Origin of the sequence: Cryobacterium algoricola (assembly GCF_004402485.1) — a bacterium.
Classification (GTDB): Bacteria; Actinomycetota; Actinomycetes; order Actinomycetales; family Microbacteriaceae; genus Cryobacterium; species Cryobacterium algoricola.
Genome location: NZ_SOFG01000004.1, coordinates 762,248 through 777,086, shown reverse-complemented (window position 1 = coordinate 777,086; position 14,839 = coordinate 762,248). Strand labels below are relative to the sequence as shown.

12 protein-coding genes are annotated in these 14,839 nt (G+C 67.5%); 3 read left to right on the top strand and 9 right to left on the bottom strand.

Annotation, left to right across the window (positions count from 1 at the left end; genetic code table 11):
* Nucleotides 1-17: 17 nt before the first annotated feature.
* Nucleotides 18-536: a GNAT family N-acetyltransferase gene (locus E3O44_RS04060; RefSeq protein WP_134532708.1), complete on the top strand. Its 519-nt coding sequence runs from the start codon at nt 18-20 to the stop codon at nt 534-536.
* A 420-nt stretch (nt 537-956) separates the two neighbouring features.
* Here the strand turns inward: E3O44_RS04060 and E3O44_RS04055 are convergent, their stop codons facing one another.
* On the bottom strand, nt 957-1,790 hold the full coding sequence (locus tag E3O44_RS04055) for a hypothetical protein (RefSeq protein WP_134532706.1): 834 nt from the start codon (nt 1,788-1,790) through the stop codon (nt 957-959).
* Between the two features lie 399 nt (nt 1,791-2,189).
* On the bottom strand, nt 2,190-2,813 hold the full coding sequence (locus E3O44_RS04050) for a LysE family transporter (RefSeq protein ID WP_134532704.1): 624 nt from the start codon (nt 2,811-2,813) through the stop codon (nt 2,190-2,192).
* A gap of 97 nt (nt 2,814-2,910) precedes the next feature.
* Between E3O44_RS04050 and E3O44_RS04045 the strand changes: the two genes are divergently transcribed.
* Both E3O44_RS04045 and E3O44_RS04040 read left to right on the top strand, forming a co-directional pair.
* Entirely contained in the window at nt 2,911-4,410 is a 1,500-nt protein-coding gene (locus E3O44_RS04045) for a CoA-acylating methylmalonate-semialdehyde dehydrogenase (RefSeq protein WP_241976005.1), read from the top strand.
* A 111-nt stretch (nt 4,411-4,521) separates the two neighbouring features.
* Nucleotides 4,522-4,935, top strand: a complete 414-nt coding sequence (locus E3O44_RS04040; protein ID WP_134532700.1) for a tautomerase family protein — start codon at nt 4,522-4,524, stop codon at nt 4,933-4,935.
* A 119-nt stretch (nt 4,936-5,054) separates the two neighbouring features.
* Here E3O44_RS04040 and adhE read toward each other — a convergent pair whose 3' ends face one another.
* The 7 genes from adhE to E3O44_RS04005 all read right to left on the bottom strand — a co-directional run bounded on the left by adhE (nt 5,055) and on the right by E3O44_RS04005 (nt 14,837).
* Nucleotides 5,055-7,784: a bifunctional acetaldehyde-CoA/alcohol dehydrogenase gene (adhE, locus tag E3O44_RS04035; protein ID WP_134532698.1), complete on the bottom strand. Its 2,730-nt coding sequence runs from the start codon at nt 7,782-7,784 to the stop codon at nt 5,055-5,057.
* 216 nt (nt 7,785-8,000) lie between these two features.
* Nucleotides 8,001-9,146 (bottom strand): cysteine desulfurase family protein, encoded by a 1,146-nt coding sequence (locus E3O44_RS04030; protein ID WP_134532696.1) that lies wholly within the window; start codon nt 9,144-9,146, stop codon nt 8,001-8,003.
* A gap of 35 nt (nt 9,147-9,181) precedes the next feature.
* Nucleotides 9,182-10,066 carry a carboxylating nicotinate-nucleotide diphosphorylase gene (nadC, locus tag E3O44_RS04025; RefSeq protein ID WP_134532695.1) on the bottom strand — a complete coding sequence of 295 codons (885 nt, stop codon included), beginning with the start codon at nt 10,064-10,066 and terminating at the stop codon, nt 9,182-9,184.
* On the bottom strand, nt 10,060-11,769 hold the full coding sequence (gene nadB, locus E3O44_RS04020) for an L-aspartate oxidase (RefSeq protein WP_134532694.1): 1,710 nt from the start codon (nt 11,767-11,769) through the stop codon (nt 10,060-10,062). The genes nadC and nadB overlap by 7 nt, the downstream gene beginning before the upstream one ends.
* The gene (gene nadA / locus E3O44_RS04015) at nt 11,766-13,118 is read right to left on the bottom strand and encodes a quinolinate synthase NadA (protein ID WP_134532692.1); all 1,353 of its coding nucleotides are present in this window, start codon (nt 13,116-13,118) and stop codon (nt 11,766-11,768) included. Before nadA ends, nadB begins: the two co-directional genes overlap by 4 nt.
* A gap of 44 nt (nt 13,119-13,162) precedes the next feature.
* A complete protein-coding gene (locus E3O44_RS04010) occupies nt 13,163-13,891 on the bottom strand; it encodes an NUDIX hydrolase (protein WP_134532690.1) in 729 nt (242 codons plus the stop codon).
* 208 nt (nt 13,892-14,099) lie between these two features.
* Nucleotides 14,100-14,837 carry a polyprenol monophosphomannose synthase gene (locus tag E3O44_RS04005; protein ID WP_134532688.1) on the bottom strand — a complete coding sequence of 246 codons (738 nt, stop codon included), beginning with the start codon at nt 14,835-14,837 and terminating at the stop codon, nt 14,100-14,102.
* Between the last annotated feature and the right edge of the window lie 2 nt (nt 14,838-14,839).

The window sequence follows — 14,839 nt, the reverse complement described above, 5'->3', positions numbered from 1 at the left end:
CCCGGTATTCTCGGTGGATGACCGACCCGAGGATCCCGCCCCTGTCCCGTGCCAGGCCGGAGAATGACTCTGCGTTCACCATCGAGCGAGACGATCCCGCACGACCCGATGTCCGCCGGCTGCTCGACGAACACCTGGCGGACATGTTTCTGACCTCGCCGGCCGAGAGCGTGCACGCCCTCGATCTGGAAGCCCTGTCGGCACCCGGGATCCGCTTCTGGACCGCTCGGGAGGGCAGCACACTCGTCGGCTGTGGTGCTGTGAAGGGACTGACCACCGACCATGCCGAGCTCAAGTCCATGCGCACAACGCAGGAGGCGCGCGGCCGCGGGGTGGCCGCGGCCATCCTTGGGCACATCCTCGACGACGCACGACACCGGGGCATCGGGCGCCTCAGCCTGGAGACGGGAACACAGGACTACTTCGCTCCGGCCCGTCGGCTCTACCTGCGCAGTGGTTTCATCGAATGCCCGCCATTCGCCGGGTACACCCTCGACCCCAACAGTGTGTTCCTGACCATCCGGCTCACCCGATAGTCAGCGCGACACCGGGGTCCGTTCTCACGCCCACGCCGGCCGGCGCAGTGCTCCCGCCGCGAATGTGCCAGGGCAAACCGCTGCCGAGTAGACCTGCAGCACAGGCAACTAGATGGTCGCTCAGAGGAGCGACGCGGGGTTCAATGGCGAGGATCTGTCCAAACGTCCCGCTGTGGAACCGTGCGCGAGTCGAATGCACGTCAAATTTCTCTCGAGAACGAAGCGGTTCTATTGAATCTGTCCCAAGCGACGACCCTGTGCACGGCCGAAGCGTGGCAGTACAAGGTCGTCGTTGGCCCGATGACGACGCAAGCAATACCGACCATGGTCTGTTGACCGGGGCTATGAATTCGGACTGCGACCTGCAGCGTGGTGTACGCCACCCGCGTAGATCTGAGAGCAAGTGGGCTAACCGAACGCCTAGCGTGCCTGGTCGATGATGGCCGTGGCGACCGCCTTCGAGTCGCTTGAGACCGAGGACACATAGATGGCTTCAGCGCCCAGCGTGAACCACAGATCGCACGCGGTCCGGTCGGAGGAACAGTTGGAGACGGATGTCTCGGTGCCCGTCTGGTTCGGGAGCTGAGTGGCGTGTTCCCCGCTGTCGGGTGCCAGGCCCGCAGCGATCCGATCGACGATGGCCGCGTTGTTGGTGAGGAGGACGAAGTCCGCTCGTGCGGAACCGTCTGTTCCCGCGGTGCAGCGCACAATTCCCGCGTGGCGGAGCGCCGTGCTCTCGAGCGAAACGATCTCGTTCGGCAGCGGAGCATCGCTCGCATAGGCGCCGATACTCGGCACGCCCAGGGCATGAGCGAGGGCGGGTGCCTTGAGGAAGCTGGAACAAGGCTCGACTTCGGGGCTGGGAGTGCGAGCGGGTGTTGCGGGCCAGTCGAGCTGCGCTGTCGTGGCCTTCTGCACGGTGGCGAACAGCGCGGAGGCTGCTGGAGCCAGCTTGGCAAAGACCTCGCCCTCGGTGGTTCCGGTCAGGGGGTCGCCAGTGTTCGACCCGGCCCAATGCATCATGATGCTCACCCAGGCAGAACCGATCGGTGCCGTTGCCTTGCATCCCGGGTCGCCGCAGGAATGCGCGCCGTCGAACCCAGCGAAAGCCATCGGTGCTGTCGTGCCGGGGCCATCGCCAAAGGTGTACGACGTCCAGTCGGATGCCGCGCCGGGCAGGACCTGGACGTCCAGCCAGGGCACTCCGGGCTGGCCGATGGCCTTCGAACCGGTTCCCCGTGAACCATCTGCCACCCACGCGCACCGAATCCCGCCCGCCATGGTCGACGCGAAATCGTATGGGCTCGGATATGACAGCAACGTCGAGTAGTCGGCCGGCGCTGATGGCGACGCGAGCGCCGTTTCCGCATCGATCAATGACACCAGATCGGAACACGTCAGGGGTGAATCCGCCAGGGAAGCGGGTGTGGGCGAGCTTACGGGCGTCGAGCTCGCGGCATGAGTCGGCGAGGGGGCGGGAACCGCAGACGAGCACCCCGACAAGGCGAGAACAGCAACCGCGGCAGTCAGAGCCGCCCCCCAAGACAGTTTCATAATGCGACGCTATCAGGAACTTAAGACGGCCGAGCTCGTTCAAGCGGAGGTAATTCCGGCTCACGCGACGGCGAGACCTGGCACGCCACAGGTCGTCGGTCAGTGGATCGTGGCGAGCAGAATGCCGACGCCGACGAAGAGAACACCGAAGATGCGGTTCAGTACCCGCTGGCCACGCGCATCCCTCGTGAAGCGCTGGAATGACCGGGCCGTTCCCGCGAAGAAGAGCCACATCACGAGCACGTCGATGACGATCACCGTGGCCGCGGCGATCAGGTACTGCGGAAGCACGGGACGATCGAGCCGGATGAACTGGGGAAGGAACGCCAGGAAGAAGACGATCGCCTTCGGATTCAGCAGGTTGACCCAGAGGCCGCGACGGAACATCGACCAGCGGGGCTCGTCGCGGAGCGCCTGGGCGCTCTCGGCGTCCAGGCTCGGCTTGGCGAGGAACTGCCGGATGCCGAGATACACGAGGTAGGCGGCGCCCGCGTACCGGATGATGTTGAAGGCGACGGGCGAATTGGCGACGAGCAGCCCCACGCCGAGGGCAACGATCGTGATGTGCACCACCAGTGCAGCCTGCTGGCCGAGGATGCCCCAGATCGAGCGGCGGAACCCGGAATTCAGCGCGTTGCTCATGGTGTTGATCGCGCCCGCACCGGGCGTGAAGCTGATCAGTGCTCCCGCACCGACGAGGGCCAGCCACAGGGAGAATTGCACCGCTCCAGCCTAGGGCCTGCCCGAACCCGTGGATTGCGGCGGGTTGTGTCAGAATCGACGCGTTCCCCGACGTCGTTGTCCGAGAGAGATGAGTGCCATGAGCGAAGTACCCGTTGTCCCGCACTGGATCGATGGCGCCGAGCGCGCCGGCGTGTCCGGCCGCACCGCTCCGGTCTTCGACCCGGCCCTCGGCTCCGTCACGAAAGACGTGCCCCTGGCTGACGCCGCCGAGATCGAGGCGGCCGTCGCATCCGCCAAGGCCGCGTTCCCGGCCTGGCGCGACCTGTCGATCGCCAAGCGGCAGTCGATCATCTTCACGTTCCGTGAACTGCTCAACGCCCGCAAGGGTGAGCTGGCCGAGATCCTCACGAGCGAGCACGGCAAGGTGCTCTCCGACGCCCTCGGCGAGATCACCCGGGGACTCGAGGTCGTCGAGTTCGCCTGCGGTATCCCGCACCTGCTCAAGGGCGAGTACTCGGAAAACGTCGCCACCGGCGTCGACGTCTACTCCACCAGGCAGGCCCTCGGCGTCGTCGGTGTGATCAGCCCGTTCAACTTCCCGGCGATGGTGCCCATGTGGTTCTTCCCGATCGCGATCGCGGCCGGCAACACGGTAATCCTCAAGCCGAGCGAGAAGGACCCGAGCGCGGCGATCTGGCTCGCCAGGCTCCTCAAGGAGTCCGGTCTCCCCGACGGGGTCTTCACGGTCCTGCACGGCGACAAGGTGGCCGTTGACGGCCTGCTCACGCACCCCGACGTCAAGGCGATCTCCTTCGTCGGCTCGACCCCGATCGCCCGGTACGTCTACGAGACCGGCACCCGGCACGGCAAGCGCGTGCAGGCCCTCGGCGGCGCCAAGAACCACATGCTCGTGCTTCCGGATGCCGACCTCGACCTCGTCGCGGACTCCGCGGTCAACGCGGGCTTCGGCAGCGCGGGGGAGCGGTGCATGGCCATCAGTGTCGTCGTCGCGGTCGAGCCGGTCGCCGACGACCTGGTCGGCAAGATCGTCTCCCGGATGACGGCCCTGACGGTCGGCGACGGGCGTCGTTCCTGCGACATGGGCCCGCTGATCACGGAGGTGCACCGCGACAAGGTCGCCAGCTACATTCAGATCGCAGCGGATGACGGGGCCACCGTTGTCGTCGACGGCCGCGGCATCGAGGTGGACGGAGACAAGAACGGTTTCTGGCTCGGCCCGACCCTGATCGACCACCTGCCCGTTACCTCGAAGGCCTACACCGAGGAGATCTTCGGCCCGGTGCTCGGTATCGTCCGGGTGGGGAGCTACGAAGAGGGCGTCGCCCTGATCAACGCGGGGGCGTTCGGCAACGGCACCGCGATCTTCACCAACGACGGTGGAGCGGCTCGCCGGTTCCAGAACGAAATCGAGGTCGGCATGATCGGCATCAACGTGCCGATCCCGGTCCCGGTCGCGTACTTCTCCTTCGGCGGCTGGAAGAACTCGCTCTTCGGCGACACCAAGGCGCACGGCGCAGAGGGCGTGCACTTCTTCACCCGCGGCAAGGCCATCACCAGCCGCTGGCTCGACCCGAGCCACGGCGGCATCAACCTGGGCTTCCCCCAGAACCGATAGGGGCCGGGTCCGCTTCGGGGAATGCGCTGGCAGAGAACCGGGCCGGATCCTGGAATGCCGGGCTGGGAGGATGGATGCGGGAACAATCCCGCATTTGTGCAAGGAGACAGCATGCCCCTGGTCCGCATCGACCTCAACCGAGGACGCACCGCTAGCGACGTCCGCGAGATTGCCGACGCCATCCACGAAGCGATCGTCGAAGCCTATGGAATTCCGCTCCGCGACCGCTTCCAGATCGTCACCCAGCACGACACCGGCTCCCTCATCGCGCAGGACGCGGGGCTGGGCTTCGAACGCAGCGAAGGGGTCGTGATGATCCAGATCTTCACCCAGCGCGGCCGCAGCGTCCAGACCAAGCAGGCGCTGTACGCCGGTATCAATGCACGCCTGGCCGCGGTCGGCGTCGCAGGCACGGATGTCTTCATCGGCTACGTGGAGAGCGGTCCGGAGGACTGGTCCTTCGGTTTCGGCGTGGCGCAGTACATCACGGGGGAGATCGCCGTTCCGGCGAGCGGAGCCGAGTAGTACCCGGCCCGGTGCCGCCAGTGGTGGGCGGTTTCCGGCGTTCAGTATGAAGAAACAGGTTGGGCCCCGCACCGAAGTGCGGGGCCCAACCTGTTTCAGTACTGATTCAGCGGGTGAACCTACTTGCCTGCCTTGCGGGCCGGCTTCTTGGCGTCCGTGTTGGACTCGACGGCAGCTGCTGCAGCCGAACGACCGGCACGAACCTCTTCGAACGAGGTGCCGTAATACGCGGCTTCCATGATGGTCTTCATGTCGGCGAGCATCGGCATCCGCGGGTTGGCCGGTGCGCACTGGTCGCCGTATGCACCCATGGCGAGCGAGTCGAGGCGACCGATGAAGTCTTCCTCCACGACACCCTGGGCCTGGAAGGACGGCTTGATGTGCACGGCGTCGCGCAGCTTTTCAACGGCGGTCGCGTACGACTCGATGCCCTCTTCAGGAGTCGAGGCCGGCAGCCCCAGGTGCTTCGCGATCTGCTGGAAGCGCTCGGGAGCGATGTAGGTCTCGTACTTGGGCCAGCTGGTGAGCTTGGTCGGGATCTTGCCGTTGTAGCGGATCACGTGCGGCAGGTAGGTTGCGTTCACTCGTCCGTGGATGAGGTGCATCTGCGCGCCGGTGACGTGAGCCATCGCGTGACAAATTCCGAGGAACGCGTTACCGAACGCCATGCCGGCGATCGAGGATGCGTTGTGCATCTTCTCGCGCGCCTTGATGACCTTGTCGTCGGTGCTGTTCTGCGTGCCGTTGACCGAGGTCTCGATGTTCTCGAAGATCAGCTTGATCGCGTGCAGACACATGCCGTCGGTGAAGTCGTTCGCGTAGACCGACACGTATGCCTCTGTCGCGTGCGTCAGAGCATCGAAGCCGGAGTCGGCGACAAGGAAGGACGGCATTGCGGCGGTGAGCGCGGGGTCGATGATCGCGACGTTCGGCAGGAGCGCGTAGTCAGCGAGCGGGTACTTGACTCCGGAGACCTCGTCGGTGATGACCGCGAACGGCGTCATTTCCGAACCGGTACCCGAGGTGGTCGGGATGCAGACGAGCTGGGCCAGTTCGCCGAGGTCGGGGAACTTGAACGCGCGCTTGCGCACGTCGAAGAACTTTTCCTTCATGTCGGCGAATTCGATTTCGGGGTGTTCGTACAGGAGCCACATGACCTTCGCGGCGTCCATGGGCGAACCGCCACCGAGGGCGATGATCGTGTCGGGCTTGAAGGCCCGCATTTCCTCTGCGCCCTTCTTGACTGCTGCGACGGTCGGCTCGGGGAGCACGTTGTCGATGATCTGCAGGGAGACGCGGTTCTCGCGACGGTTGAGCACGTCGAGGATCTTATCGACGAAGCCGAGCTTGGTCATGGTCGCGTCGGTCACGATGGTGACGCGCTCGACGTGGCGCATGTCCGCCAGGTAACGGATGGCGTTCGGCTCGAAGTACGTCTTGGCGGGGACCTTGAACCACTGCAAGTTGTTGTTCCTTCGACCGATCCGCTTGATGTTGATGAGGTTGATGGCCGACACGTTGTTCGAAACGGAGTTGTGTCCGTACGAGCCACAGCCGAGCGTCAGGGAGGGGATGAAGGCGTTGTAGATGTCACCGATGCCACCGAGCGAGCTCGGGGCGTTGGTGATGATCCGGACGGCCTTGACGCGGATACCGAATTCTTCGATGATCGCGGGGTTTTCGCTGTGGATCGAGCCAGAGTGGCCGAGTCCGTCGAATTCCACCATCTGCTCGGAGAGCGTGATGCCCTCTTCGGCGTCCTTGGCGTGCAGGACGGCGAGCACCGGGGCGAGCTTTTCGCGCGTCATCGGTTCCTGCGGTCCAACGCTGCCGACCTCGACCATTATGATCGAGGTGTCTTCGGGAACGGTGAAGCCGGCCTGCTGTGCGATCCACACCGGCGACTTGCCGACGACGGAGGCGTTCAGCTTGGCGCCGCCACAGTTCTCCGAGTGGGCCTGAACTCCGAAGATGAATTCTTCGAGGAGCGTCTTCTCCGCCGGCGTCACGATGTACGCGTGCAGCTTCTTGAATTCGACGAGGGCCTCTGCATACAGCGGCTCTTCGATGATGACGGCCTGCTCAGATGCGCAGATCATGCCGTAGTCGAAGGACTTCGAGAGCACGACGTCGTTGACGGCGCGCTTGAGCTTGGCGCTCTTCTCGATGAATGCCGGCACGTTTCCCGCACCGACGCCGAGGGCCGGCTTGCCGCAGGAATATGCGGCGCGGACCATGGCGTTGCCACCGGTCGCGAGGATGGTCGCAACACCGGGGTGGTTCATCAGGAGCGTGCTCGCCTCGAGGGAGGGAACTTCGATCCACTGCACGCAGTTCTTGGGGGCGCCGGCGGCGATTGCCGCGTCGCGCACAATGCGGGCAGCTGCGACAGAGGACTGCTGGGCTCCCGGGTGGAAGCCGAAGATGATCGGGTTGCGGGTTTTAATGGCGATAAGGGATTTGAAGATTGCAGTCGAGGTGGGGTTGGTCACCGGGGTGATACCTGCGATAACACCGACCGGCTCGGCGATTTCTGTGATTCCGGTAATGGCGTCGCGGCTGATAATGCCGACGGTCTTAAGATTCTGCATCGAGTTCGTGACGTGCTCGCACGCGAACAGGTTCTTCACGGCCTTGTCCTCGAATACGCCACGACCGGTTTCGGCTACTGCGTGGACGGCGAGTTCAGCATGTTTGCTGAGGGCTGCGACGGAGGCCTTCTTGACGATGTGGTCGATCTGCTCCTGAGTGAAGTCAGCGTATTCGGTGAGCGCCTGCTGGGCTCCCTGAACGAGTGAGTCGATTTGGCTAGCAAGTGACTCAGTGACTGGTTTGTCCGTAATGGTCATGGTGCCCCTCTTCGGCGGCCCAACTTGGGCTGTTCGCCTCTTTAGGCAAGCTTACGACCCCGCGCCAAGCGACGCATCTTTAAGGCTGGGCAGGGTGTCGGGATTGCCACGTTCCAATTGAGCATTTTGGCTGATTGTCCCGTAGTTTTTCATTCGACGTGATCAGCCCGCGAATTTCTACGATTCGTAGAAATTCCGCAGAATCCACGGCCCGATTCAGCGTCGGCCGAGGCCTCGAATTGTCGCGACGGCGAGACCGACGGCGCGGGCCGTTTCCGAGAGTTCCGCGCCGGTCGTCGACGAGGAGAGCGTGAACCGGACTGCGGTCTGGGCGACCTCCGCGGGAAGCCCCATTGCGGTGAGGGTGGGGGAGGGCTCGTCGCTGCCCGCAGCACATGCCGAGCCGCTCGAGCAAACGATGCCGTGCCCCTCCAGTTCGAGCAGCACGGCCTCTCCGCTCGTGCCGGGGAACACGAAGGAGGCCGTTCCGGGCAGGCGCTGCAGCGGATGCCCGGTGAGGCGTGCGCCAGGGGCTGCGGCGAGAACCGCCGCAATGAAGGCGTCGCGCAGGTCCGCGACCCGGGGAAGGTTCGATTCGCGTTCGGTCTCGGCGAGTCGCAGCGCCGTCGCGAGGGCGACCGCTCCGGCGAGGTTCTCGGTGCCGCTCCGGTTGCCGCGCTCCTGGCCGCCGCCGTGCTGTACGGGTTCGATCGGCACCCGGCGGCGCAGGAAGAGCGCCCCCGTTCCCTGGGGAGCGCCGAGCTTGTGGCCCGAGATGCTGAGCGCGTCCACCCCGAGCCCGGCGACGGAGAGCGGCAGCCAGCCGGCGGCCTGGACGGCGTCGGTGTGGAACGGCACGCCCTGGGCGCCGGTGAGCGCCGACAGGTCCCTGATCGGCTGCACGGTGCCGACCTCGTTGTTCGCGTACTGCACGGAGACGAGGGTCGTCGCGGGGGTGAGCGCACGGGCGAGCTCCGCGGGATCGACGAGACCCAGGGCATCCACCGGCAGCAGGGTGACCGCGAAGCCGTGGAACCGACGCAGGTAGTCGCAGGACTCGAGAACCGCTTCGTGTTCGATCGCCGAGACGATCAGGTGCCTGCCCCGGGGTGCGGCGAGGGCGATGCCCTTGACCGCGAGGTTGTCTGACTCGGTGCCGCCGCTCGTGAACAGCACCTCGGCGGGGCGGCAGCCGAGGACGGCGGCGACGGTCGCGCGCGCGTCCGCGAGGGCGGCCGCCGCGGCCTCGCCGACCTGGTGGTGGCTCGAGGGATTGCCGAAGCCGGTCGTGAGCACCGGCCAGATCGCCTCGAGGACTTCGCGGCGCACGGGGGTCGTCGCTGCATTGTCGAGGTAGATCACTCCGGGCTCCTTCGGTGGCTGCTGGCGGTTGCGGGTCAGTTCCGGACGGTGCCGTCGAGTTCCGTGCCGGCGACCACGACGACGTCGAGGCCGAGGTCGAGGGAGCGCACGCTGTGGGTGAGCGCACCGACGGAGATGACGTCGACGCCGGACGCCGCGATGGCCCGGACCGTGTCGAGGTTCACTCCGCCGCTCGCCTCCACGATGGCGCGGCCGGCGACCAGCCGCACGCCGTCCGCGAGCTGTTCGGGGCCGAAGTTGTCGAGCATGATCGTGTCCACGCGGGCCGCGAGCACGGCTTCGATCTGGTCGATCCGGTCGACCTCGACCTCGAGGTGCGTGGTGTGCGAGATCCGGTCGCGCACGAGCAGGAGCGCCTCGGTCAGGCCGAGTCCACCGGACTGCAGGATGGCGAGGTGGTTGTCCTTGGCCATCACCGCGTCGGACAGGCTGAAGCGGTGGTTGTGGCCGCCGCCGTCGCGGACGGCGGCGCGCTCGAAGGCCCGCAGCCCCGGGGTGGTCTTGCGGGTGTCGACGATGCGGGCACGGGTGCCTGCGGTCTCAGCGACGTACCGGGCGGTGAGCGTCGCGATGCCGCTCATCCGCTGCACGAAGTTCAGCCCGATGCGTTCGGCCTGGAGGATGCCCCTGGCGGAGCCGGTGACCTCGGCCAGCACGTCGCCGGTCGCGAAGGGGGCGCCGTCGCTCGTGAAGAGGGTGACGGTGATGGTGGGGTCGGTCAGGCGGAAGGCGGATCCGAACACGGCGCCGCCACTGAAGACGCCGGGCTCGCGGGCGACGAGCCGCGCGGTCGCCCTGGCGTCTGCGGGGATGAGCACCTCGGAGGTCAGGTCGCCCCAGGGGGCGTCCTCGTCGAGTGCTGCGCGCACCACGGTGTCGATGGCGGTGGTGCTCAGCATGCGATGGCCTCCTCGGCCTCTCTGGTGCGATCGGGGGATTCGAGCACGAGGAACGGATCGTCGGAATCGACCGGTCGCACCCAGGCCTGGCTGCTGGCGAGCTCCGGCCGGCTCTCGGGGAAGTCGGCGCGGTAGTGCGCGCCCCGGGATTCCTCGCGGGCGAGCGCGGAGGCCACGGTGACCCTCGCGAGGTCGAGCAGATTGGCGTCTTCGACGGCGCGCACCCGGTCGGCCGGGGTCGCGTCCGGCCCTGAGGCTGCCGGGTGCTTCCAGCCGGCGAGGTCAGCGGATGCCGCGGCGAGCCCGTCGCCGTCGCGCAAGACCCCTGCGGCGTCCCACATCAGGCGCTGGAGCACGGTGCGGTCGACGTGTGCGCCGGGACCGTCGACGGACGCCGCGGGAACCGTCGCATCGCCGGTGCTGCTGAAGGCCGGCATCGACGGGACGCGCAGGCGGTCGGCGTCGGCCGGGGCCGTGCCGAGGGCGCGCACGGCGCGGTCGGCGAAGACCGCGGCCTCCAGCAGGGAGTTCGAGGCGAGGCGGTTGGCGCCGTGGGTTCCGGTCCTCGCGGTCTCGCCGACGGCGTAGAGGCCGGGCAGTGAGGTGCGGCCCCACAGGTCGGTGCTGACGCCGCCCATCCAATAGTGCGCGGCGGGTGCGACGGGGATGGGCTCGACGGCCCAGTCGATCCCGGCGGCGAGGCACGCGGCCGTGATCGTGGGAAAGCGGGTTTCGAGCAGCTCCCTGCCGAGGCCGGTCGCGTCGAGGAGCACGGGCGCTCCGCCCTGGGCGGACATCTCCCTGGCGATGCTCCGGGCGACGATGTCGCGGGGGGCGAGTTCGGCGCCGGGATGGATCGCGAGCATGAAGCGCTCGCCGCGAGCGTTCAGGAGCACGGCGCCCTCGCCGCGGACCGCCTCGGAGACGAGCGGGGTTCCCGGCACCGCGAGGGCGGTCGGGTGGAACTGGTAAAACTCGAGGTCGGCGATCAGGGCGCCGGCGCGCCAGGCGGCGGCGACGCCGTCGCCGGTCGCGAGCGCGGGATTGGTGGTGTGCGGGAAGAGCGAGCCGGCGCCCCCGGTGGCGAGGATCACCGCGTCGGCGTCGACCCGGTGCACGAGACCGTCTGGACCGAGCAGGGAGGCGCCGGTCACCCGGTCGCCCGCGACCAGGAGGTCGACGAGCATGGTGTGCTCGCGGATCCGGACGCGTGGGATCCCCGGGGTCTGCTCCGAGCGGGCGGCCCGTTCACGGACGGTCGCAACCAGCGCCGCTTCGATCGCGGCGCCGGTCGCGTCCCCGCCGGCGTGCAGTACCCGGGAGCGGGAGTGGGCGGCCTCGAGGCCGCGGGTAACGCCGGAGTCATCCCTGTCGAAATCGACGCCGAAACGGATCAGGTCGCGGACCCTGGCCGGTCCTTCGCTGCAGAGCACCTCGACGGCTGCCGGGTCGCAGAGACCGGCCCCCGCGCGGAGGGTGTCGAGGATGTGCAGGTCAACGGAGTCGTCGGGGAACATGGCTGCGGCGATGCCGCCCTGGGCATAGCGGGTGTTGCTGTCCGGGAGCCCCTGCTTGGTGACCAGGGTGACGGAGTGACCCGCGTCGGTCGCGCGCACCGCAGCGATGAGTCCGGCGAGGCCGCTGCCGATGACGAGGACACGGAGGGACGCCGCGCCGGGTGCGAGAGGTGCTGCGGGCGTCACGCGCGGGTTCCGCTCTCCGGTGCGCCGGCCGGTGCCGCGCTCGTCGGCGCCCCGGCGGGGGGACGCGCGGCGAGCATCCGCTCGAGGGCGACCCGGGCGTTCGTCGCGTCTGTCGCGGGGACCTCGATGCGGTTGAGCACGGCGGGCGGCTGCCCGTCGTCGCCGACGAGGGCTTCGAGCACCCAGGCGAGATAGCCGGAGTGGATGCGGTACATCGTCGAGCACGGGCACACGACGGGGTCGAGGCAGAAAATGGTGTGCTCGGGGTGCTCCGCCGCGAGGCGCTGTACGAGGTTGATCTCGGTGCCGATCGCGAACGTCGACCCGGCGGGGGCGGCTTCGATGGCCTTCTTGATGTAGTCGGTGGAGCCGTATTCGTCCGCGGCATCGACGACCGCCATCGGGCACTCCGGGTGCACGATGACGCGCACCCCGGGGTGCTCTGCGCGTGCGGTGGTGATCTGGTCGACGGTGAAGCGCTTGTGCACACTGCAGAATCCGTGCCAAAGGATGACCTGGGCGGCGTCGAGTTCGGTCTCGGTACTGCCGCCGAGGGGCTTGCGCGGGTTCCACATCGGCATCCGCTCGAGCGGGACCCCCATCGCCTTCGCGGTGTTCCGGCCGAGGTGCTGGTCGGGGAAGAACAACACCCGCTGGCCGCGCTCGAAGGCCCACTTCAACACCGTCTCGGCGTTGGAGGAGGTGCAGACGATACCGCCGTTGGCGCCGCAGAACGCTTTGAGGGCCGCCGAGGAGTTCATGTAGGTGACCGGGATCACCGGGACCCGGCCGGAGGCATCCGCTTCGGTGCCGTAGAGCTCTTCGAGCTGTTCCCAGCAGTCGGTGACCGAGTCGATGTCGGCCATGTCTGCCATCGAACAGCCGGCGGCGAGGTTGGGCAGGATGACCGCCTGGTCCGGCCCGGAGAGGAGGTCAGCGGTCTCGGCCATGAAGTGCACGCCGCAGAACACGATCGCCTCGGCGTCGGGGCGGCTCTTCGTCGCCTGCGCGAGCTGGAAGGAGTCACCGACGAAGTCGGCGTGCTCGAGGACCTCCGAGCGCTGGTAGAAGTGACCGAGGATCACGACCCGGTCGCCGAGGGTGGCCTTGGCCGAGCGGATGCGCGCATCGAGTTCGTCTGCGGAGGCGGTCCGGTAGCGCTCCGGCAGGGCGCCCTGACGGGGGGACCCGGTCGGGAGGACGTCGCCCATCGACGAGCCGGGACCGTAGCCGGGGGTGCCGGAGTCGAATTCCCAGGGTCCGGCGGCCAGCTGCGGGCTGCAGGTGGTTCCGGGCGCGGTGCCCGTGCTGATCAGGCGAATGGTGCGGTCGACCGATGCGATGGTCATGCTGTAACTCCTCGATTTTCACAAAAAGCGTTGTACACGGTGGTTCAGTTCGTGGAAGGGACGGCTGCGGCTGCGGCGGTGGTCCCGGGCTCAGGGCCGAAGGGATCCGGTTCGCCCCGGCCTCCGGAGTCGTTGTACCGGTAGAGCCGGGGCGGACGGTGCCGGGTGCCTGCGACGCGTTCTCCGGTGTCGACGATCGAACCGGATGCCTCGATCGTGCGGCGGAAATTGGCGGGGTCGAGGGACTTCTGCAGCACGGCTTCGTGCACATCGCGCAGCTGGGAGAGCGTGAAGGTCTCACCGAGGAAGGCGTGGGCGATCCGGGAATACTCGACCTTGGTCCGCAGCCGCCAGAGGGCGTACTCGACGATCCGGTTGTGGTCGAAGGCGAGCCGCGGCAGGCGGTCTGCGGGGAACCAGCGTACGTTCTCGCCGACGACGGCGAGGTCGGCCTCGCCGGATTCGACAAGGGCCCAGTAGACGACGGACACCACGCGGCCCCCGGCCGAGCGGCCCGGATCGCCGAAGGTGTAGAGCTGCTCGAGGTACTTCGGCGCGAGGCCGGTCGTCTCGCGCAGGGTGCGGGCCGCGGCCGCCGCGAGTTCTTCGGTGCCGGGCAGCCCGCCGCCCGGCAACGCCCACTGGTCGAGGTAGGGCTCCCTGGTGCGGCGGACCAGGGGGAGCCACAACGTCTTGAAGTCGGATTCCGCGTCGGAGCGCAGGGCGAAGATCACGGTCGACACGGCGAGTGCGACGGCGGCTTGAGCGCTCATGGGGGCATCCACTAGGTAAAGGTCAGTATGACTCTAACTGGGTGAACCCATCATATAGTCATTTTGACCCGAAGTCGCCCCCGGGAGGGCCGGCTCCCAGGAACCCGGCCCCACGCGTCCCGAATTCAGGAACCGAGCCGGACTAAACCGGTTTTCCGGCCCGAAATCGGCCTGCAGAAGCCTCGACGCCTGAATTCGGAACGGCGACTCAGTTCTTGGCGGCGGCGATGGCGCGACGGGCGCCCTTGCCCGTGAGACCCCAGACCGTGACGCGGATCATGGCCTCGACGACGATGTTGCCGCTCATCTTGGACGAGCCGAGCACGCGTTCGACGAAGGTGATCGGCACCTCGACGACGGTCAGGCCGGCCCGAACGCTCGTGAGCAGCATGTCGATTTGGAAGCAATAGCCCAGGCTCTCGACGCTCGCGAGGTCCATGCGTTCGAGGGCATGCGCCGTGTAGACGCGGTAGCCGCCCGTGACGTCGTGCTGGCGCAGGCGCAGCACGAGGCGTGAGTATGTCGATCCACCGCGGGACAGCGCGCGACGGTGCCACGGCCAGTTCTGCACGGCTCCGCCCGGAACCCAGCGCGATCCCATCACGACGTCGGCGGTCTTCGCCGCCGCGAGCAGGTCGGGGAGCTGCTCCGGCTGGTGCGACCCGTCGGAGTCGAGCTGCACGAGCTCGTCGTAGCCGCGGGACAGGCCCCAGCCGAATGCCTCGAGGTAGGCGGCGCCGAGGCCGTTCTTCTTCGTGCGGTGCAGGACGTGCACCTGGGAATCCGCGGCGGCGATCGCGTCGGCGAGCTGGCCGGTGCCGTCGGGAGACGCGTCGTCGACGACGAGGATGTCCGCGGTCGGGACGCTCGCGCGCACGCGGGCAACGATCGGATCGATGTTCTCGCGTTCGTTGTAGGTCGGGATGATGACCAGTGTCTGTGCCATGA